This is a genomic window from Vagococcus fluvialis (assembly GCF_003337315.1).
GTDB lineage: Bacteria > Bacillota > Bacilli > Lactobacillales > Vagococcaceae > Vagococcus > Vagococcus fluvialis.
In genome coordinates, this window is the sequence record NZ_QPJV01000007.1 from 24,746 (window position 1) to 44,426 (window position 19,681).

The window sequence follows — 19,681 nt, forward strand, 5'->3', positions numbered from 1 at the left end:
TCGCGATGGCACTCAATAATGTAACAGAAGAAAATATTTTAAAAGTAAGTAAATTTTTTAAAAGTATTAGTGACCCAACTAGATTAAGAATTTTACTGGCTTTATCTGAAAAAGAGATGAATGTTTCATCAATCACGGAATTGTTAGAGATGGAACAATCAGCAGTTTCTCATCAGTTAAAAGCTTTAAGAGAAAATCGTTTAGTTAAATCTAGAAAAGAAGGTAAGTCTGTTGTTTATTCCTTAGATGATCAGCATGTAGTGGATATTTTAACAGAAACTTTTGTTCATATGAGTCACGTAGAATGTTAGCTATTTTCATTAATTTGAAAATAGCTTTTTTTTTTACCTCAACTTAGGTATACTTGTAATTAAATTAAAAAATAATGAGTAATATTTAATGGAAGGTGAGTTACATGGTAAAAGTATTGAACGTTGGATTATTAGGTTTAGGAACTGTAGGTTCTGGAGTTCCTCTACTAATTAAAGAAAATCAAAAAAAGATTGAAGATATAACAGGAACAAGAATCAATATTAAAACAGCATTTGTTAGAAATATTGAAAGTAAACAAACAATCGCAGATAAGTTCAACTTAAATTTAACCACCTCATTCACTGATATTTTAGAAGATGAAGAAATTCAAGTCATTGTAGAAGTTATGGGTGGAACTACTTTGGCAAAAGAGTACATCATCTCTGCTTTAAAAAATAAAAAACATGTTGTGACTGCCAATAAGGATTTAATAGCAATTCATGGGCTAGAGTTAGTAGAAATTGCAAAAGAAAATAATTGTTTCCTTTATTATGAGGCAAGTGTAGCTGGTGGTATTCCTATTTTAAGAACTATTTCTAATAGTATGTCAGCTGATGAAATCACAAGTATTTCAGGTATCGTTAATGGGACAACTAACTTCATCCTAACTCAAATGTCTCAAAAAGGATTATCATATGATGAAGCTTTACAAGAGGCAACTCGTTTAGGATATGCAGAAAGTGACCCTACAAATGATGTCGAAGGAATTGATGCTGCATATAAAATGGTCATCTTAACTAGATTTTCATTTGGAATGGATATTGATCCTTTAAAAATTGAGAGAAAAGGTATTACAACAGTTTCAGCTGACGATATTAAAACAGCCGATTCATTAGGTTATAGTATTAAATTATTAGGTTTTTCAGAGAAAATTAAAGAAGGTATTCATGTGGAAGTGTCACCAGTTCTTGTACCTAAAACACATCCTCTTTCAACAGTAGAAAATGAAATGAATGCTATATTTATTAATAGTTTTGGTGTAGGAGAATCAATGTATTACGGACCTGGTGCAGGAGCTAAACCGACTGCAACAAGTGTTGTGAGTGATTTAATTACAATTGCTAAAAATGTTTCTTTAGGAATAAGTGGTTTAAGTTTTAATACGTTTAATAATAAAACAACATTTGCTAAAGAAGAGAATGTTATTTCAAAACATTATTTTTCATTACGAGTAACAGATGAACCAGGTGTTTTTAAAAGATTAGCAGAAATTATGTTAGCAGAAAATGTAAGTTTAGAGCAAATCAAACAAGAAACAGAAAAAATAGCTACAGCAAGAATTATGATTATCACTCATGAAGCTAGTTTAGATAAAATTAAACGAATTGAAACTAAGTTGGGGAATGAAACTGGATTTGAAGTATTATCCCGATTTAAAGTATTAAACTAAGAGGAGAGTAGGACATGATAATAAAAGTACCAGCAACAACTGCCAATCTTGGTCCTGGTTTTGACTCTTTTGGTTTAGCATTATCCCTGTATTTAGAAATTGAAATTCTGGAAAAAACAACTACTTGGAAAATTAGTCATGATTTAGAAAATATCCCCCATGATGAAAAAAATTTAATCATTCAAGTAGCTAAAAAAGTGTTTCCTGATATTTCAGCACATCATATAAAAATGACAACTACAATTCCAACAGCTAGAGGATTAGGAAGTAGCTCTTCAGCAATTGTTGCTGGGATTGAGCTAGCTAATCAACTGGGGGATTTAGATTTAACCAACCAAGAAAAAGTAAAAATTGCTACAGAAATAGAAGGACATCCAGACAATGTAGCTCCAGCTATTCTAGGGAAGTTTGTTGTTTCAACAATGGTAGAAGACGCAGTTTTTTATAATCAACATGATTTTCCAGCTTGTGGTTTAATAACTGTTATTCCAAAGTATGAACTTCTTACAAGTGAGAGTAGAGGAGTGCTTCCAGAAGAACTATCTTATTCAGAAGGTGTTATGGCAAGTAGTATTGCTAATATGGCTTTAAGTTTTTTAGTAGCAAATAAACTGGAACAGGCAACTGAATTGATGACAAAAGATTTATGGCATGAACCATATCGGAAAAAATTAATTAAAGAATTTGAATTAGTATCAAGTTTAAAATCTCAATTAGGTTTTTACGGAGCATTAATAAGTGGGGCTGGACCAACCATTTTGGTTTTATCTCCAACAGAAAAAACAGTCACAATTCATAAAGAATTAAAACAAAGATTTAAAGAGTGTGATGTAAAAATATTAAAGACAGATTTGACTGGTGTTCAAGTCATAAAATAAAAAACTCCTACATGATTCGCTCATGTAGGAGTTTTTGTTATTTACGTTGTTGTTTACCTGCATTACGCCCTTGAGCGTTTTTAGGTTTGCTATTTGGTGTAGACGTCGCTTTTTTAGGAGTAACATCTTTAACAGTAGGTTTCACAGCTTTAATTGGGTTTTTAGCAAAGTGTTCAGCAAGCTCTGCTTTAACTTTTGGTTTATGATATAAAGTTGTAATAAGAGATTGAATACAACTAAAAATACCACCAACAACCCAGTAAAGTGTCACACCAGCAGGAGAACTAAATGAAATCATAACAATCATTAATGGTGACATGTAGCTCATCATTTTCATTTGTTTCTTTTGTTCCTCAGCCATACCAATCATGCTAATATAACTTTGAGCAAAGTAACTAATACCTGCTAAAGCAACTAGTAAAAGACTTGGTTTTCCTAAGTCAATGCCTAAGAAAGTTGATTCACTAATACCTTGAGTGAATTTTGCAGCATAGAAAAGAGCTGTAAAAATCGGCATTTGAATCAATAATGGTAGACACCCAAGTCCACCCATTAAATTAATATCATTTTCTTTATAAAGATTTTGTAACTCAGATTGAACTTGCATTTTCTCTTCATTAGAAGTAGCAGCTTTCAATCGTTTGTTGATATCGTCTGTATAAGGCTTAACAGCTTGCATTTTCTCTTGTTGAATCATTGATTTTTTCATTTGACTTAAGCCAAGAGGCATAATTGCTAGTCGAACAATAATTGTTAGGATGATAATGGCAAGACCAAAACCTAATCCCCAGTCATCAGCTAAAAATTTAATTGCATTTCCCATAGGAGCAACTAAGAATTTATAAACAAAGCCTTCTCCTGTTGGGTTTCCGGCTTTATCATGTTGTACACAACCAGATAAAACAAAAAGTAAACCTAGTAAACCAGATGATACGATCCATCGTTTTAATTGTTTCATTTAATCCGTTCCTTTACTTTAATATACACAAGATTTACTATATCTAATTCTGGCTATTTTTTCAATCAAAATCGTTAAAAATTAATTAGTAACTGAAAACTTTGTATATTCTTTAGAAGTGTTTGCCTCATGAAAAGTAACTTGATCAACACGACCAAATGGAGCAGGAGATTTTTTGACTGCTTCAATAAAATCATTCACCTTTTTTTCTTCACCTTGTGCCTCGATATAAACATCTCCATTGTCCTCATTTCGAACAATGCCTAAAACACCAAGCTGATCAGCAACCATTTTAGTTGTATATCTAAATCCTACACCTTGAACTTTACCAGATACTGTCATTGCAACTTTCATCATAAGCACCTCTTTCTTTTTTATTATTATATCTTATCCAAATAAATATGTATTGATATTAGTATGATTTTTTAAGAATTTTGATATAATATACAAGACTGAGAGGGATACAAAATGAAAATAATAGAATCAAATAAAAATGATTGGATTAAACAAATAAAAAAATTAGAGAAGAAAAAATACCGTGACCTTGAGAATCGATACTTAATCGAAGGAGAGCATTTAGTGGAAGAGGCTTTAATAAATAATGCTCCCCTTGAATTTTTGCTAATAACAGAAAGTAGTCAAAATGATTACCAGGAATTGGTAAAACTGGTTTCAGATGAGCAATTGGTTCAAGTAACAGAAGATATTATTAAGCACTTATCTAGCCTACCAAGTCCACAGCCAATTATGGCAATAATCAAAAAAGAAACTGAAACTAAAAAAGAAACACCTACTAATCATTTACTATTGTTAGATAATGTCCAAGATCCAGGGAACGTTGGAACAATGATTAGAACAGCAGATGCTGCTGGTTTTAATGGTGTTATCTTAGGTGAAGGAACTGCTGATATTTATAGTACAAAAGTGCTTCGCTCTATGCAGGGAAGTAATTTTCATATTAATTTAAGAGAAGAAAATCTAGTTGAAACAATAAAAATACTTAAAGAACAAGGTTATAAAATTTACGCGACTGAGTTAAATGAAGAGGCTATTTCTTTTAAAGACATAGAAAAATCAGAAAGAATAGCTATTATTATGGGAAATGAAGGGCAAGGAGTTAGTAAAGAATTAATAGAGCTTGCTGATAATCCTGTTTTTATTCCGATGTTAGGCAATTCAGAGTCACTTAATGTAGCAGTAGCAGCTGGTATTGTCATGTTTTCTATTTAAATATTACAAATTTATTAAGTAGGTTTAATAAACTAGCTATTAATTCAACTTCATGCTAAACTACATTACAATGTATTAGATTGATAGAGAATACTAAACAATTTATTGAAAGAAAGTGAAGAAATTTTATGACGGTAAGATGGCAAGAGGACGCAGAGTATTTAGAGTTAGTTGCAGACTTAATTTATACAGACGAAGTACAAAATTTAGTTGAATTTAAACAACATCACTATTCAAATCGTTTAGAGCATTCAATCAATGTGTCATATCGTAGTTTCTTATTAGCTAAGAAATGGAACGGAGACTTGAGAGCAACTGCAAGAGCAGGTCTTTTACATGATTTATTTCACTATGATTGGCGAACAAATAAAAGTGATGAAGGTAGTCATGCTTATGTCCATCCAAGAGTTGCATTAGAAAATGCAAGAAAATTAACTGAAATTTCAAAATTAGAAGAAGATATTATTGTAAAACATATGTTTGGCGCAACAATTGCACCACCTAAATACAAAGAAAGCTATATTGTTACCTTAGTTGACAAATATTGTGCTTGTGAGGAAGTATTTGTACCTCTTTACCAACAAGTAAAAATCAAAGCTTACCAGTATTTTGGCTTAGCAAATGTAAATGTCTAGAATCTAAGCCGACTTGCTAGAATTAGTCGGCTTTTTGCTTTATACTTAAATGTAATACTTCTAAAGAAGAGGTGAATATAATGGAAACTTGTGAAAACCAACAATTTATACTATGTCCTAAATTCGAAAAAACTTTTGAGATTTTAGGGAAAAAATGGAATGGATTAATTATTGATGTCTTAATCGCAGAAGGCCCACAACGCTTTGTAGAGATTGCCAATAAAATTCCTGATGTAAGTGATCGTGTTTTGGTTGAGCGTTTAAAAGAATTAGAGGAAAAAGAAATTTTAGAGAGAAAAGTCAAGTGTGAGGAAAAAAATCGCATTGAATACGGACTGACAGATAAAGGTTTAGCCTTAAAACCTGTTATGGAAGAGATTCAAACTTGGGGTGAAAAATGGGTAGAGGTCAAAAATTAACCTTGACCTTTGTTCATTTCTCTTGTAGTATGTAAGGCAAATACAATATAACAATAACATTTAAGGGAAAAGAGTAGTTTAATGATTTATCCAAAGGGAGACTTGCCACCGACTGAAAGCAAGTTGTTAAAGAATTAAGTGAAGTTCACTTCCTGAGTTGTTTATCATTCAGTAATAAACCGGTGTGAATCATCGTTAACAAATAAAAGTGTGTACGTTTACGTACAAATTAGGATGGTACCGCGAGACATCGTTCCTTTATATAAGGAATGATGTCTTTTTTTGTTGCTAAAATAGAAAGGAATGTCGAAAAAGATGTCATTAAAAGAAACATTAGAACAGTTGAAAAAAGATGCATTAGCAAAAATTGAATCAACAACAAACTTAGAAAATTTAAATGAAATCAGAGTTCAAGTTTTAGGGAAAAAAGGCTCGATGACTGAAGTATTAAGAGGGATGAAAGATTTAAGTCCTGAAATGCGTCCAGTTGTTGGAGGGTTAGCCAATGAAATTCGTGACCTTTTAACTGGTGAGTTGGAAGAGAAAAAAGAAGTTTTAGAACAAGCTGCATTAAATGCAGCTTTAGAAAAAGAAACAATCGATGTGACGTTACCAGGAGATGAATTAAACATTGGTGTACCGCACATTTTAACGCAAGTTATGGAAGAAATTGAAGATGTATTCTTAGGTTTAGGTTATGAAATTATTGAAGGGTACGAAGTGGAGCAAGATCATTATAACTTTGAGCGTATGAATATACCAAAAGATCATCCGGCTCGTGATATGCAAGATTCTTTCTATATTAATGATGAAGTGCTACTAAGAACTCATACATCTCCAATTCAAGCACGTACTATGGAAAAACATGATTTTTCTAAAGGCTCATTAAGAATGATTTCTCCAGGTAAAGTATTCCGTCGTGATAGTGATGATGCAACCCATAGTCATCAGTTCCATCAAATTGAAGGACTTGTTGTAGCAGAAGATATTACAATGGGTGATTTAAAAGGAACTTTAGAAGTTTTACTTAAAAAAATGTTTGGTGAGGATCGTGAAATTCGCTTACGTCCAAGTTATTTCCCATTTACTGAGCCTTCAGTAGAAGTGGATATCAGTTGTTTTAAATGTGGTGGAGAAGGTTGTAATGTTTGTAAACAAACTGGTTGGATTGAAATTTTAGGAGCAGGAGTTATTCATCCTAGTGTACTTGAAATGTCAGGTATTGATTCAACAAAATACAGTGGATTTGCATTTGGATTAGGACCAGACCGAGTAGCAATGCTTAAATACGGTGTAAATGATATCCGTTATTTCTATCAAAATGATTTACGATTCTTAGAACAATTCAGAGTAAAGGGGTAAGACAATGTTAGTTTCATATAAATGGTTAAAACAATTAGTTGATCTTGAAGGGATTTCACCTATCGAATTATCAGATAAAATGTCTCGTTCAGGAATTGAAGTAGAAGATGTAGTTGTCCCAGAAGAAGGACTTAAAAAAATCGTTGTTGGAGATGTTAAAGAATGTGTTCCTCATCCAGATAGTGATCACTTATCAATTTGCCAAGTTGATGTTGGTGAAGAAGAAATCTATCAAATCGTTTGTGGAGCTCCTAATGTAAGAGCTGATAAAAAAGTAATAGTGGCTTTACCAAACTCACGTATTACAGGAAATGTAAAAATTAAAAAAGGAAAAATGCGCGGAGAAGTATCTCTTGGAATGATTTGTTCATTAGATGAGTTAGGATATTCAAGTAGTGTTGTTCCTAAAGAATATGCTGATGGTATTTATTTCTTACCAGATGAAGCTATACCAGGAGAACCAGTCTTTTCATATCTAGAAATGGATGATTCTATTATTGAATTATCAATTACACCAAATAGAGCTGATGCTTTAAGTTTACGTGGTGTAGCTCATGAAGTAGCTGCTATCTATGATCGTAAAATTACTTTCCCAACTAAAGAGTTAGTAGAAGATACAGCGTCAAACATTGAAGATTACATTAGTGTTTCAGTAGAAAATACGGATGACACACCGACTTATCGCATGCGTGTGATTAAAGACGTGACTATCAAAGAAAGTCCAATGTGGTTACAAACGTTACTAATGAATGAAGGCATTCGTCCAATTAATAACGTCGTCGATGTAACAAACTATACCTTGCTACTATACGGTCAACCACAACATGCTTTTGATTATGACAAATTAGGTAGTAAAGAAATTAAAGTTCGTCGTGCTACAGATAATGAATCACTTGTTACTTTAGATGAAGAAGAACGTACATTGACAACTGAAAATATTGTTATCACAAACGGTGAAAAAACAATTGCTTTAGCAGGTGTGATGGGTGGTTTTGATTCTGAAATCACAGAAACAACTACAACAGTTGCTTTAGAAACAGCTCTTTTCCATCCAACAGTAACAAGACGTACTGCTAAAAGCTTTGGTCTTTCAAGTGAATCAAGTAAACGTTTTGAGCGTGGCATTAATGTTTCTACTATAGAAGAAGCAAGTGCTTTCTCAGCTCAAATGATTGCGGAACTTGGTGGTGGAGTTGTTGTTAGTGGTGAGGCTATTAGCAATAGCTATGAAAAAGAAGATGTCGTGGTGTCAATTACATTAACAAAAATAAATCGTTCTTTAGGAACTGAATTATCAAAAGAAGATGTTACTCGTATCTTTAATAGTTTAGGTTTCAAACACGAAGTTGATAATGAAACATTTATTGTAAGTATCCCTCCAAGACGTTGGGATATTTCAATTGAGGCAGACTTAGTAGAAGAAGTAGCTCGTATTTACGGTTATGATAACTTACCTTCAACATTACCTAAAGGATCATCAGTTGCTGGTAAATTAACTCGCACACAAAGACTAACACGTAGTATTCGTAAACAATTAGAGGGTAACGGCCTTTATGAAGCAATTAGCTATATGTTAACAACACCTGAGTTAGCAACTAAATTTGTTTTAGAGCCAAAAGGAACAATTGAACTAGACTTACCAATGAGTGAAGAACGCTCTGTAGCTCGTCAAAGTTTAGTTTCAGGGTTATTGAAAAATGTAGCTTACAACCAAGCTAGAAAACAAAATCAAATTGCTTTTTATGAAGTAGGAAATATTTTTGAACTAGTTGAAGGTGACGTTTTACCAAAAGAAACAAAGCATTTGGCAATGGCTATTTCTGGAACATGGGCTAATAAAACATGGGACTCACCAGCAAAATCAGTTGATTTCTATACATTAAAAGGAATCGTTGAAAACTTGTTTAATCTTTTAGGATTAAGTGATGAACTAAGATTTACTTCAAGTAAAGCCTATAAAGAGATGCACCCAGGTCGTACAGCACAAATTACGATTGGTGAAACTGTTTTAGGATTTGTAGGACAAGTTCATCCACAAGTAGCTAAAGAAATGGAAATTAATGAAACCTATGTCTGTGAATTAGATTTAGCTTTATTATGTGAATTAGCTAAAGAAGAGCCAACTTACAAAGAAGTAGGTAAATATCCTTCAATTAAGCGAGATATAGCACTTTTAGCAGATCGTGAGATTTCAAGTCAAGAAATCATCGATGTGATTAAAGACAAAGGTGGTAAGTACCTAATTGATATTCATTTATTTGATGTCTTTGAAGGAGAAAAATTAGGAGCTAATAAAAAATCTCTAGCTTACTCTCTAATCTTTAGAAATGACGAAGCGACATTAGTTGATGAAGATGTGACAAAAGCAGTTGAAAAAGTTAGTGAAGCACTACAAACAACATTAAATATAGAAGTAAGATAATTAAAAGATTTTACTTACTTACCTTGTAGGTAGGTAAAGTCTTTTTCTTTATACATTAATATAGAAGAAAAGTGAAAAAATGGAGGTTAGGGATATGGGATTTGAAAAAATAAGTGAAGAAATTAATGCCAGTGAGTTACTAAAATCATATCAATTATCGGGAAAAGATTTGGAGTTAAAAAATAAAAGAGATGAAGAATTGCGACAGATAATATTAGGTGAAGATCAGAGATTTTTAGCTATTATTGGTCCTTGTTCAGCACATGATGAAGAGGCAGTTTTAGAGTATGCACACCGCTTAAGTAAGATTCAAAAGGAAATAGTTAACGAAGTTTTCATTATACCTAGGATATATACGAATAAACCACGTACTAATGGAGATGGTTACAAAGGCTTATTACACCAACCTTCAGCTCAAGGGAAAAGCAATTTGCTTCAAGGTATTCAAGCAGTTCGAAAAATTCATCATCGTGTGATTACTGAAACAGGTTTAACAACAGCAGATGAGATGCTTTATCCAGAAAATCTAGAATATGTAAAAGACTTGTTAAGCTATATTGCAATTGGCGCTCGCTCTGTAGAGGATCAACAACATCGTTTTGTAGCAAGTGGAATAGATCAGCCTGTGGGAATGAAAAACCCAACAAGCGGTCAATTAAACGTGATGTTTAACTCTATCTACGCTGCTCAACAGCAACAAGAGTTTATCTATAATAATCAAGAAGTAATGACGTCATCTAACCCTTATGCTCATGTTGTTTTAAGAGGAGGACTTGATGCTAATGGTAAAAACATACCGAATTATCATTACGAAGATTTAGTTACAGTGCATCAAATGTATCAAGAATCAGAACTTAAAAATCCATTTATTGTAGTTGATACAAATCATGATAATTCAGGAAAAAAACATTTAGAACAAGTTCGTATTGTTAAAGATGTGTTAAGCAGTCGTGAGTGGAATCAAGATTTGAAACCTTTTGTACGCGGCTTTATGATTGAGAGTTTCCTTGAAAATGGTCGCCAAGAAGTAGATGGTGATGTGTTTGGTAAGTCTATTACAGACCCTTGTCTTGGATGGAAAGAAACGGAAAAGTTATTATATTCATTAGCCAAAAATAAATAAGCAAGAGGAGGATTTATATGAAATCAAAAGAAACTTTAGAGGGATTACGTCCTTATATACCAGGTAGACCAATTGATGATGTGAAAAAAGAATATGGTTTAACTCGAGTAGTGAAACTAGCATCTAATGAGAATCCATACGGTTTTTCACCAAAAGTTAAAGAGTTATTAGTTAATGAAATAGAAAGTTTAGAGTATTATCCTGATGGAGGAGCAGTTGATTTAAAAGAAAAATTAGCTGAATTTCACCAAATTTCAACCAATCAATTAATAGTTGGTGCTGGACTAGATGAAGTGATTCAGATTGTTTCTCGTGCTATGTTAGTAAGTGGAGATGAAATTATCGTACCAGACCCAACTTTTCCTCAGTACGGACACCATGCCACAATTGAAGGAGCAGATGTGATTAAAGTACCTGTTCATCCAGCAACTGGTGAGATGGATTTAGAGAAAATGTTAGAAAGCATTACTTTTGATACTAAAATTATTTGGTTATGTAACCCAAATAATCCAACTGGAACTTACGTGTCACAATATAAAATAAAAGATTTTATGGAAAAAGTACCAGACCATATCTTAGTTATTAGTGATGAAGCCTATCAAGAATATGTGACAGAGGAAGAAATTGGGACAAGTTTTAATTTATTAAATGAATATGATAATTTAATGATTATGAGAACTTTTTCAAAAGCTTACGGATTAGCTGGTCTTAGAATAGGGTATGGGATAATGTCAGAAGCTCTAGGAAAAACCTTAGAAGTGGCAAGACTACCTTTTAACACAAGTACGCTGGCTCAAAAAGCTGCAATCGTAGCGTTAGAAGATCAAGAATTCATTTCAAGAGCAACTAAAAAAAATACAGCAGAATTAGAAGCATGGGAGAAATTTCTAGAAGAGCTAGCAATACCTTACTATGTGTCTCAAACAAACTTTATTTTTGTAAATGTTGGTGAGAAGTCAGATGAAATAACTCAAGGCTTACTAGAGTCAGGATTTATTATTCGAGGCGGCTTAAAACCAGGCTGGGTTAGAATTACAATGGGACAAAAGGAAGACAATGAAGTTTTAAGAAATGTTTTAAAAAACTTGTTGTAAAATAAATGAAAAAGAAAGGAAAAATAGATGATTTTCCTTTCTTTTTTATAGTTTAATTGGTACATTATTCTAGGAACTGTATAAAGGGGGAGAAATGAGTGGGTCACATTACTAAAACGTATCAACAAAATGAATTAATTAAGAAAAGTGCAATCGTTATTTTTGCAGGAGTTATTTTAGCCGTCGCCTTGAATTTGTTTTTAATTCCGGCTAATGTCTTCTCAGCAGGCGTTAATGGGCTGGCTCAGTTATTCTCAGGTATTTTACTAAATTCATTTGATATTAAGTTAGATACTGGGATATTAATTTTCCTTATGAATATTCCGATTGCTATTTTAGGTTGGATTAAGCTTGGGAAATCAGCAACTATTTTTAGTTTATTAACAGTTTTATCTGTAACGATAATGACTTTAATTATTCCTGTTGTAGAAATTACTGATAATCAATTAATGAATGGAATTGTTGGTGGTGTTTTATCAGGTGTAGCAGTTGGTTTAACAATGAAGTTTGGTTTTAGCACAGGAGGAATGGATATTGTTTCTCTAGTCTTATCTAAAACTACAGGACGAAGTGTAGGGTCATTAATGATGATTATTAATGCCTTTATTATAGCAACAGCAGGTTTTGTTTTTGATTGGGAGTCAGCACTTTACACGGTAATCTCAATCTATGTAACCACTCAAGTAGTGGATAGAATCCATACACGTCATCAAAAGGTAACAGCTTTTGTAATTACATCTAAACCAGAAGAGGTGATTCATTCTATTCAAAACGAAATTGTTCGTGGAATGACTCTCTTACCAGGAACTGGTGTTTATTCTAGAAAAGAGACTTCAGTTATTATGACTGTGGTAACTAAATATGAATTATATGCTTTAGAGCAAGCTGTTTACTTAGCAGATCAAAATTCATTTATAAATATTTTACCAACTCAAACTATTGTTGGGAATTTTTGGAATGAAGATCAACAAAATGAGATGAAAAAGATGATAAAAGAGATTTAATCTCTTTTTATCATCTTTTTTTATACTCTAAACCCTTGATTTAAAAGAGTTTTTATGAAAAATAAAAATTTTCAAGAAAAAAAAGGTTGCAATTTTCAAACTCAACCCATATACTTTGATTATCAAATCATTTGATTATCAAACTATCTCGAAAATAGTTGCTTTTAAATTTTTTTACCCATATACTTTGATTATCAAACAAATAGTGAAAGAGGCATTAGAAATGGACGATAACATGAATCTAGTCAATGCCCAACTAGTAAGAGTCTTTAATGACATTTTGACAATTGAAGAGACAGAGCTTAAAAAGAGTAGTTTCTCTGATCTATCAATCAAAGAAATGCACACCATTGAGGCCATCGGGATGGGTAAAAATAAAACAACAGGTGAGGTAGCAAAAGAGTTATCAGTAACAGTTGGAACACTAACAGTTGCTGTCAACAATTTGGTAAAGAAGGGTTATGTAGACCGTGTAAGAAGTGATACGGATCGTCGTATTGTTCGCTTAAAGCTGACAAATCGCGGCCGGTTATTTTTCAGAGCACATCAACATTTCCATAAAAAAATGGTTGAAGCAGCTTTAGAAGATATGGCAATAGATGAAAAAGAAGCTTTAGTTAAAGGACTTCAAAGTCTACACCGTTTTCTGAAGAAGTATTATTAAAAGGTAAGGAGATGTACGTAGTATGCAGTTGTATCCTCAAGTTACGAAAGTGGCAAAATATTTGCCAGATAATATAGTAACCAATGATGATTTAGCAAAAGTGATGGATACAAGCGATGAATGGATAGCATCTAGAACAGGAATTAGAGAGCGCAGAGTATCACTTAAAGAAACAACAAGTGATTTAGCAACAGGAGTCGCTAAACAATTAATTCAAGGAATAGACGCTTCTAGCATTGATTTTATCATAGTAGCAACGATGACTGCTGATTATGGCACACCATCAACTGCCTGTCTTGTCCAAAGTAATATAGAGGCAAATAATGCGTTTTGCTTAGATGTAAATGCTGCGTGTTCAGGTTTTGTATACGCCCTTTCTACCGCTGAAAAATTTCTTTCAAGTGGATCGTATAACAGAGGCTTAGTTATTGGAGCTGAAACAATGTCAACAATGATGAACTGGGAAGACCGAAGCACATCTGTCTTGTTTGGAGACGGGGCTGCCGGAGTTTTACTAGAAAACACTTCAACAGAAGTAAGATTCATTGATGAGTTGATTCAATCGGACGGTAAACGTTCAATGGCACTTTACGCAAAAGAAAATGTCGATGGAAATCCATTTAAAGAAAATGATGACAGAGTTTCATCAGGAATGGTAATGGATGGTAAGAAAATATTTGATTTTGCTTTAAGAGATGTTTCAAAAAACATGATTAACATTTTAGAAAAAAATGAAGAGTTTAGAGACTCTCTAGATTATGTATTGGCACATCAAGCTAACGTTCGAATTTTAGAAGCAATTTCTAAAAAAACGAAAATACCAATGACAAAATTTTTACACAACGTTGCCAAATACGGTAACACATCAGCAGCAAGTGTCCCCTTATTACTTGTTGAAAAAGTAGAAGATGGGACAATAACCCTTGGAAGTAACCAAAATGTCATTTTAACAGGCTATGGTGCAGGACTTACTTGGGGAAGTATATTAATAAAATTATAAAAAACATATTTATTGGAGGAATTATTATTATGTCAACATTTGCAAAAATTCAAGAAATCATCGTGGATCAATTAGGTAAAGAAGAAGAAGAAGTACAATTAACAACAAACTTCCGTGAAGAATTAGAAGCTGATAGCTTAGATTTATTCCAAATCATGAACGACATCGAAGATGCATTTGAAGATTCAGATGTAAAAATCGAAACTGACGAAGGTTTAAACACTGTTGAGGACCTAGTGAAGTTCGTTGACAAACAAATAGAAGCAAACAAATAATTAAGAGTTAACAAATATAGAAACTAAGGAAATAGCTATGAAGTCATTGACTTTATTAGCTATTTTTTTAAAGGAACTTATTGAGAGGGTGACAAGATGGGAAAATCAAAAATTTGTGACATGTTAGATATCGAATATCCAATATTTCAAGGAGCGATGGCATGGGTTGCAGAAGAAAAACTTGCCAGTGCGGTGTCAAATGCGGGAGGATTAGGTTTAATCGCTTCAGGGCATGCACCAAAGGAAATTATTAAGGAAAAAATCGATATTGCTAGACAGTTAACAGATAAAACTTTTGGTGTCAACATTATGCTAATGTCACCATTTGTAGAAGATATTGTTGATTTAGTTATCGAGGAAAAAGTTAAAGTGATTACAACAGGAGCTGGTTCTCCTGGTAAATACATGAAGCGTTTTAAAGAAGCAGGTATTATCGTTATTCCTGTTGTTGCTTCAGTAGCAGTGGCTCGTCGTATGGAAAAAGAAGGCGCAGATGCTGTTGTTGTTGAAGGTATGGAAGGCGGGGGCCATGTTGGTAAGTCAACTACCATGACTTTAGTACCACAAGTAGTGGATGCTATTAATATTCCGGTTATTGCAGCTGGAGGTATTGGAGATGGACGTGGTGTTGCCGCAGCTTTAATGCTTGGTGCAGAAGCGGTTCAACTTGGAACAAGATTTTTAGTTTCAACTGATTCTATTGCTCATGAGAACTTTAAAAATAAAGTGGTTAAAGCAAAAGATATTGATACAGTCCTTACTGGACAGTTAACTGGTCATCCTGTTCGTGGGTTAAGAAATAGCTTAACAAAAGAATACTTAAAAGTAGAACGATTCGAAGGCGGACAAGAAAATCCTGATTTTGAGAGATTAGAAAAATTAGGACAAGGCGCTTTAAAACGAGCTGTTGTTGATGGCGATGTTAAAAATAGTTCTTTAATGGCAGGACAAATCGCTGGTCTGATTAAAACAGATACTCAAAGTTGTGATGAGATTATTCAAGAACTAATGAAAGAAACTACTGAAGTGCTACAAGAACGCGCTAATATGTGGGGTGTATAAGGAGATTAATATGAAGATAGCTTTTGTCTTTAGTGGTCAAGGGGCTCAGTACTTAGGTATGGGTCAAGAATTTTACACTAATAGTTTGATATTCAAACAATATATTGATTTAGCGTCTAAAGTTTTAGACTTAGATCTTCCTAAAATAATGTTTGAAGAAGATGACAAACTAAATCAAACAGAATACACACAGCCTATTATTTTAGCGATGAGTGTAGCGATTTCTGAAATGATTAAAGAACAATTAAATATTAAACCAGAGATTTGTGCAGGACTTAGTTTAGGTGAATACACAGCTTTAGTTGAAAGTGGTGCTCTTGATTTTGAAGCAGCTTTAAAGCTTGTTAGAAAAAGAGGCAAGTTAATGCAAGAAGCTGTACCAGCTGGAGTTGGAGCGATGACTGCTGTGATGGGAATGGATAGGGAAGTCATTGAAGCTATCTGTAAAGAAGCATCTAGTGTTGCAGGTGTTTATCCTGCTAACTATAATATGCCAGGCCAGATTGTTATTGGTGGTTTTAAAGAAGGTGTAGCAAAAGCTGAAGGGTTATTAAAAGAAGCAGGAGCTAAACGCCTAATTCCCTTAAAAGTAAGTGGGCCATTCCATACCCCTCTTTTAAAAGAAGCTTCGGAAAATTTAGAAGTTGTTTTAAAACAAGTGGATTTCAAAGAAATGTCAATACCAGTTGTTACAAACGTGACGGGAAGTTTTTTCGAATCAAATGAAAAAATTATTCCCACATTAACTAAGCAAGTGATGTCACCAGTTTATTTTGAAGACTGTATTAAAACGATGATTGCTGAAGGTGTTGATACTTTTATTGAAATCGGTCCTGGTAAAACTTTAAGTAGCTTTATTAAAAAGAGCGATAAAACCGTTAATATTCAACATTGTGAAGACCAAAAAACATTTGAAAAATTAGAAAAATTAATTTCTAATTCTTAGGAGGTAAACTGATTTGTTAAAGAATAAAACAGTTGTTATTACAGGAAGTTCTCGTGGTATTGGACGAGGGTTAGCTATCCAATTTGCAAAAGAGGGTGCTAATATCGTTTTAAATGCACGTAAAGAAATTGCACCTGAATTAATAGAAGAAATTGAATCATACGGTGTTAAAACACATGTGGTTTTAGGCGACATTCAATATATGGATGATGCAAAAAAACTAATTACAGAAGCTAAAGAAACATTTGGTTCTGTTGATGTATTAATTAACAATGCTGGAATTACTCGTGACATGTTATTAATGCGTATGAAAGAAGAAGAATTTGATTCAGTTATTAATGTTAACTTAAAAGGAACATTTAATACGACTCAACAAGTTTCAAGCATTATGTTAAAACAAAAGTCAGGGACAATCATTAACATGTCAAGTGTTGTTGGTTTAACAGGAAATGCAGGACAAGCAAACTATGCAGCAAGTAAAGCAGGTGTGATTGGTTTAACAAAATCAGTTGCCAGAGAATTAGCTTCTCGCGGAATTACGTGTAATGCGATTGCACCTGGATTTATTGAAACAGATATGACGGATGTCTTAAGTGACAAAGTTAAAGAAGCAACTGTTGCTCAGATTCCTTTGAAAAAATTAGGACAAGTAGAAGACATTGCAAGAGCCGCTGTCTTTTTAGCGACTAACAAGTATATTACAGGCCAAGTCATCAATGTTGATGGCGGTATGGTCATGAATGGCTAGGAGGAAAATCAATGAGAAGAGTAGTTGTAACAGGTATTGGTGCTGTCACACCCTTAGGTAATACTGCTGAAGAATTTATGAAAAATGTCTTAGCTGGTAAAAATGGGATTGCTCCAATTAAAAGATTTGACGCATCAGAAACAGGTATTACTGTAGCTGCTGAAGTGAAGGACTTTGATCCAACACTATATATGGAGAAAAAAGAAGCAAAACGTATGGATATGTTTTCTGTATACGGAATTGCTGCTGCCACTCAAGCAATGGAAGATAGTGGCTTAGATATTGAAAAAATTAATCCTGATCGTTTAGGTGTCATTGTCAGCTCAGGTATTGGTGGAATGGAAACAATTCAAAATCAAGTTATTCGTATGCACGACAAAGGTCCAAAACGTGTGGCGCCTTTCTTTGTACCAATGGCAATTGGTAACATGGCTGCTGGAAACATTTCAATTAAGGTTGGAGCTAAAGGTATCTGTACATCAGTTGTAACAGCTTGTGCCTCAGCAACTAATGCAATTGGAGAAGCTTTCCGTAATATTAAACATGGTTACCAAGATGCGATTTTAGCTGGTGGTGCTGAAGCAACAGTCTGTGAAATCGGGATTTCTGGTTTTGCTGCACTAACAGCATTAACACCAGAAACTGATCCAAACCGTGCATCAATTCCATTTGATAAAGATCGTAGTGGTTTTGTTATGGGAGAAGGTAGTGGTGTTTTAGTTTTAGAAGAATTAGAACATGCCTTAGCACGTGGAGCTAAAATTTATGGTGAAGTAGTAGGTTATGGTTCAAACAGTGACTCATACCACATTACAAGTCCAAATCCAGATGGTTCTGGAGCTGGTAAATGTATGCTACTTGCTATGGAAGAAGCTGGAATTACAGCAAGTGATGTCAGCTATATTAATGCTCACGGAACAAGTACTCCAGCTAATGATAGTGGTGAAACAACTGCTATTAAATATGCTTTAGGTGATGAAGCTAAAAATGTTCCTGTTTCAAGTACTAAAAGTATGGTTGGGCATTTATTAGGAGCTGCTGGTGCTGTTGAAGCGTTGGCTTGTTTAGCTGCATTAGAAGCTGATTTTGTACCACCAACAATTGGATTAGAAAATCAAGCTGAAGATTGTGACTTAGATTATGTTCCACAAACGGGACGTGCCCACAATGTTGAGTATACATTAAGTAACTCGCTTGGTTTTGGCGGTCATAACGCTGTTATTTGTATGAAGAAATGGCGAGGTGAGTAACCTTGAATTTTGCAGAAATTAAAGAATTATTAGAGCTTTTTGAAGCAGGATCAATTCGTGAACTAGATTTAAACCAAGGTGACTTATCTTTATATTTAAATAAAAATGAAGATAGTCGTCCAGTAGTTCAAGAATCAGCACCACAAATGGTTGCTACACCAACTCAAATAGCACCAGTAGAAGCAACTCAAGCTCCTGTAGCTGAAAGTAAGCCTGCTGTTGAAGTAGAGGGAACTGCTGTTAAGTCACCGATTGTAGGTGTCGTATACACTTCAAGTGAACCATCAGCTCCAAGTTTTGTTTCAGTAGGAGACAAAGTTGCTGTTGGGGATACACTTTGTATCGTTGAAGCAATGAAAATTATGAATGAAATTAAAAGTGATGTAGCAGGAATTGTTACTGAAATACTAATCGAAAACGAAGATGTTGTAGAATTTGGCCAAGCCTTATTCCGCATTGCCTAGGAGGATAATTATGCAATTAAATGTACAAGAAATCATGGAAATCATTCCAAACAGATACCCAATTATGATGGTTGATAAAGTAACAGAATTAGAACCAGGAAAATACGTTAAAGCTATTAAAAACGTTACTTACAATGAAAGCTTTTTCCCAGGACACTTCCCAGGAGAGCCTGTTATGCCAGGTGTTTTAATTTTAGAAGCTTTAGCTCAAACAGGCTCAATTCCTTTACTTAAGAGTGAAGAATTCCAAGGTCAAACAGGTTACTTAGGTGGAATCGATAAAGTTAAATTCCGTCAAAAAGTTGTACCTGGTGACGTGTTAGTGATGGAAATGGAAATTATTAAACAAAAAGGAAATATCGGTGTTGGTAAAGCAACTGCTTCAGTTGAAGGTAAAAAAGTTTGTACTGCTTTAATGACATTCATTATTGGAGCTAAGTAAGCT

Annotated in this window: 22 protein-coding genes and 1 other annotated feature; of the genes, 20 read left to right on the forward strand and 2 right to left on the reverse strand. The window is 33.7% G+C overall.

Features of this window, described 5'->3' with window-relative positions; translation table 11 throughout:
* Positions 1–5 precede the first annotated feature (5 nt).
* The 3 genes from DFR54_RS08060 to thrB all read left to right on the forward strand — a co-directional run bounded on the left by DFR54_RS08060 (position 6) and on the right by thrB (position 2,580).
* Positions 6–311 carry an ArsR/SmtB family transcription factor gene (locus tag DFR54_RS08060; RefSeq protein WP_086342645.1) on the forward strand — a complete coding sequence of 102 codons (306 nt, stop codon included), beginning with the start codon at positions 6–8 and terminating at the stop codon, positions 309–311.
* 104 nt (positions 312–415) lie between these two features.
* Positions 416–1,702: a homoserine dehydrogenase gene (locus tag DFR54_RS08065; RefSeq protein ID WP_114289783.1), complete on the forward strand. Its 1,287-nt coding sequence runs from the start codon at positions 416–418 to the stop codon at positions 1,700–1,702.
* A 14-nt stretch (positions 1,703–1,716) separates the two neighbouring features.
* Positions 1,717–2,580: a homoserine kinase gene (gene thrB / locus DFR54_RS08070; RefSeq protein WP_114289784.1), complete on the forward strand. Its 864-nt coding sequence runs from the start codon at positions 1,717–1,719 to the stop codon at positions 2,578–2,580.
* 37 nt (positions 2,581–2,617) lie between these two features.
* Here thrB and yidC read toward each other — a convergent pair whose 3' ends face one another.
* Positions 2,618–3,538, reverse strand: a complete 921-nt coding sequence (gene yidC, locus DFR54_RS08075; RefSeq protein ID WP_114289785.1) for a membrane protein insertase YidC — start codon at positions 3,536–3,538, stop codon at positions 2,618–2,620.
* Between the two features lie 81 nt (positions 3,539–3,619).
* On the reverse strand, positions 3,620–3,895 hold the full coding sequence (locus DFR54_RS08080) for an acylphosphatase (RefSeq protein ID WP_114289786.1): 276 nt from the start codon (positions 3,893–3,895) through the stop codon (positions 3,620–3,622).
* 111 nt (positions 3,896–4,006) lie between these two features.
* Here DFR54_RS08080 and DFR54_RS08085 point away from each other — a divergent pair, with 111 nt between their 5' ends.
* The 17 genes from DFR54_RS08085 (at position 4,007) to fabZ (ending at position 19,678) form a co-directional block, all read left to right on the forward strand.
* A complete protein-coding gene (locus DFR54_RS08085; RefSeq protein ID WP_114289787.1) occupies positions 4,007–4,768 on the forward strand; it encodes a TrmH family RNA methyltransferase in 762 nt (253 codons plus the stop codon).
* A 128-nt stretch (positions 4,769–4,896) separates the two neighbouring features.
* A complete protein-coding gene (locus DFR54_RS08090) occupies positions 4,897–5,403 on the forward strand; it encodes an HD domain-containing protein (RefSeq protein ID WP_086342651.1) in 507 nt (168 codons plus the stop codon).
* A gap of 80 nt (positions 5,404–5,483) precedes the next feature.
* Positions 5,484–5,822 carry a winged helix-turn-helix transcriptional regulator gene (locus DFR54_RS08095; protein WP_086342652.1) on the forward strand — a complete coding sequence of 113 codons (339 nt, stop codon included), beginning with the start codon at positions 5,484–5,486 and terminating at the stop codon, positions 5,820–5,822.
* 50 nt (positions 5,823–5,872) lie between these two features.
* Positions 5,873–6,083: a binding site (T-box leader), on the forward strand.
* Positions 6,084–6,137: 54 nt separating this feature from the next.
* Positions 6,138–7,184, forward strand: coding sequence for a phenylalanine--tRNA ligase subunit alpha (pheS, locus tag DFR54_RS08100; RefSeq protein ID WP_086342653.1), 1,047 nt, complete (start codon positions 6,138–6,140; stop codon positions 7,182–7,184).
* Between the two features lie 4 nt (positions 7,185–7,188).
* Positions 7,189–9,606 carry a phenylalanine--tRNA ligase subunit beta gene (pheT, locus tag DFR54_RS08105; RefSeq protein WP_114289788.1) on the forward strand — a complete coding sequence of 806 codons (2,418 nt, stop codon included), beginning with the start codon at positions 7,189–7,191 and terminating at the stop codon, positions 9,604–9,606.
* A 79-nt stretch (positions 9,607–9,685) separates the two neighbouring features.
* Positions 9,686–10,729, forward strand: coding sequence for a 3-deoxy-7-phosphoheptulonate synthase (locus DFR54_RS08110; RefSeq protein ID WP_114289789.1), 1,044 nt, complete (start codon positions 9,686–9,688; stop codon positions 10,727–10,729).
* 17 nt (positions 10,730–10,746) lie between these two features.
* Positions 10,747–11,823, forward strand: coding sequence for a histidinol-phosphate transaminase (hisC, locus tag DFR54_RS08115; RefSeq protein ID WP_114289790.1), 1,077 nt, complete (start codon positions 10,747–10,749; stop codon positions 11,821–11,823).
* A 98-nt stretch (positions 11,824–11,921) separates the two neighbouring features.
* Positions 11,922–12,827 (forward strand): YitT family protein, encoded by a 906-nt coding sequence (locus DFR54_RS08120; RefSeq protein ID WP_114289791.1) that lies wholly within the window; start codon positions 11,922–11,924, stop codon positions 12,825–12,827.
* Between the two features lie 223 nt (positions 12,828–13,050).
* Positions 13,051–13,491: a MarR family winged helix-turn-helix transcriptional regulator gene (locus tag DFR54_RS08125; RefSeq protein ID WP_086342658.1), complete on the forward strand. Its 441-nt coding sequence runs from the start codon at positions 13,051–13,053 to the stop codon at positions 13,489–13,491.
* A gap of 22 nt (positions 13,492–13,513) precedes the next feature.
* Positions 13,514–14,491, forward strand: a complete 978-nt coding sequence (locus tag DFR54_RS08130) for a beta-ketoacyl-ACP synthase III (RefSeq protein WP_086342659.1) — start codon at positions 13,514–13,516, stop codon at positions 14,489–14,491.
* A 29-nt stretch (positions 14,492–14,520) separates the two neighbouring features.
* Positions 14,521–14,766 (forward strand): acyl carrier protein, encoded by a 246-nt coding sequence (locus DFR54_RS08135; RefSeq protein WP_114289792.1) that lies wholly within the window; start codon positions 14,521–14,523, stop codon positions 14,764–14,766.
* A gap of 96 nt (positions 14,767–14,862) precedes the next feature.
* Positions 14,863–15,828: an enoyl-[acyl-carrier-protein] reductase FabK gene (fabK, locus tag DFR54_RS08140; RefSeq protein WP_114289793.1), complete on the forward strand. Its 966-nt coding sequence runs from the start codon at positions 14,863–14,865 to the stop codon at positions 15,826–15,828.
* 10 nt (positions 15,829–15,838) lie between these two features.
* Positions 15,839–16,774 (forward strand): ACP S-malonyltransferase, encoded by a 936-nt coding sequence (gene fabD / locus DFR54_RS08145; RefSeq protein ID WP_114289794.1) that lies wholly within the window; start codon positions 15,839–15,841, stop codon positions 16,772–16,774.
* 13 nt (positions 16,775–16,787) lie between these two features.
* The gene (gene fabG / locus DFR54_RS08150; protein ID WP_086342663.1) at positions 16,788–17,522 is read left to right on the forward strand and encodes a 3-oxoacyl-[acyl-carrier-protein] reductase; all 735 of its coding nucleotides are present in this window, start codon (positions 16,788–16,790) and stop codon (positions 17,520–17,522) included.
* Between the two features lie 11 nt (positions 17,523–17,533).
* Entirely contained in the window at positions 17,534–18,772 is a 1,239-nt protein-coding gene (gene fabF, locus DFR54_RS08155; protein WP_114289795.1) for a beta-ketoacyl-ACP synthase II, read from the forward strand.
* A gap of 2 nt (positions 18,773–18,774) precedes the next feature.
* Positions 18,775–19,236, forward strand: coding sequence for an acetyl-CoA carboxylase biotin carboxyl carrier protein (gene accB / locus DFR54_RS08160; RefSeq protein WP_114289796.1), 462 nt, complete (start codon positions 18,775–18,777; stop codon positions 19,234–19,236).
* A gap of 10 nt (positions 19,237–19,246) precedes the next feature.
* Positions 19,247–19,678 (forward strand): 3-hydroxyacyl-ACP dehydratase FabZ, encoded by a 432-nt coding sequence (fabZ, locus tag DFR54_RS08165; RefSeq protein ID WP_086342666.1) that lies wholly within the window; start codon positions 19,247–19,249, stop codon positions 19,676–19,678.
* Positions 19,679–19,681: the final 3 nt, after the last annotated feature.

Coding starts and splice junctions, on each gene's coding strand:
- DFR54_RS08060 (WP_086342645.1), top strand. CDS start 6: ATGGCACTCAATAATGTAACAGAAGAAAATATTTTAAAAGTAAGTAAA.
- DFR54_RS08065 (WP_114289783.1), top strand. CDS start 416: ATGGTAAAAGTATTGAACGTTGGATTATTAGGTTTAGGAACTGTAGGT.
- thrB (WP_114289784.1), top strand. CDS start 1,717: ATGATAATAAAAGTACCAGCAACAACTGCCAATCTTGGTCCTGGTTTT.
- yidC (WP_114289785.1), bottom strand. CDS start 3,538: ATGAAACAATTAAAACGATGGATCGTATCATCTGGTTTACTAGGTTTA.
- DFR54_RS08080 (WP_114289786.1), bottom strand. CDS start 3,895: ATGATGAAAGTTGCAATGACAGTATCTGGTAAAGTTCAAGGTGTAGGA.
- DFR54_RS08085 (WP_114289787.1), top strand. CDS start 4,007: ATGAAAATAATAGAATCAAATAAAAATGATTGGATTAAACAAATAAAA.
- DFR54_RS08090 (WP_086342651.1), top strand. CDS start 4,897: ATGACGGTAAGATGGCAAGAGGACGCAGAGTATTTAGAGTTAGTTGCA.
- DFR54_RS08095 (WP_086342652.1), top strand. CDS start 5,484: ATGGAAACTTGTGAAAACCAACAATTTATACTATGTCCTAAATTCGAA.
- pheS (WP_086342653.1), top strand. CDS start 6,138: ATGTCATTAAAAGAAACATTAGAACAGTTGAAAAAAGATGCATTAGCA.
- pheT (WP_114289788.1), top strand. CDS start 7,189: ATGTTAGTTTCATATAAATGGTTAAAACAATTAGTTGATCTTGAAGGG.
- DFR54_RS08110 (WP_114289789.1), top strand. CDS start 9,686: ATGGAGGTTAGGGATATGGGATTTGAAAAAATAAGTGAAGAAATTAAT.
- hisC (WP_114289790.1), top strand. CDS start 10,747: ATGAAATCAAAAGAAACTTTAGAGGGATTACGTCCTTATATACCAGGT.
- DFR54_RS08125 (WP_086342658.1), top strand. CDS start 13,051: ATGGACGATAACATGAATCTAGTCAATGCCCAACTAGTAAGAGTCTTT.
- DFR54_RS08130 (WP_086342659.1), top strand. CDS start 13,514: ATGCAGTTGTATCCTCAAGTTACGAAAGTGGCAAAATATTTGCCAGAT.
- DFR54_RS08135 (WP_114289792.1), top strand. CDS start 14,521: ATGTCAACATTTGCAAAAATTCAAGAAATCATCGTGGATCAATTAGGT.
- fabK (WP_114289793.1), top strand. CDS start 14,863: ATGGGAAAATCAAAAATTTGTGACATGTTAGATATCGAATATCCAATA.
- fabD (WP_114289794.1), top strand. CDS start 15,839: ATGAAGATAGCTTTTGTCTTTAGTGGTCAAGGGGCTCAGTACTTAGGT.
- fabF (WP_114289795.1), top strand. CDS start 17,534: ATGAGAAGAGTAGTTGTAACAGGTATTGGTGCTGTCACACCCTTAGGT.
- fabZ (WP_086342666.1), top strand. CDS start 19,247: ATGCAATTAAATGTACAAGAAATCATGGAAATCATTCCAAACAGATAC.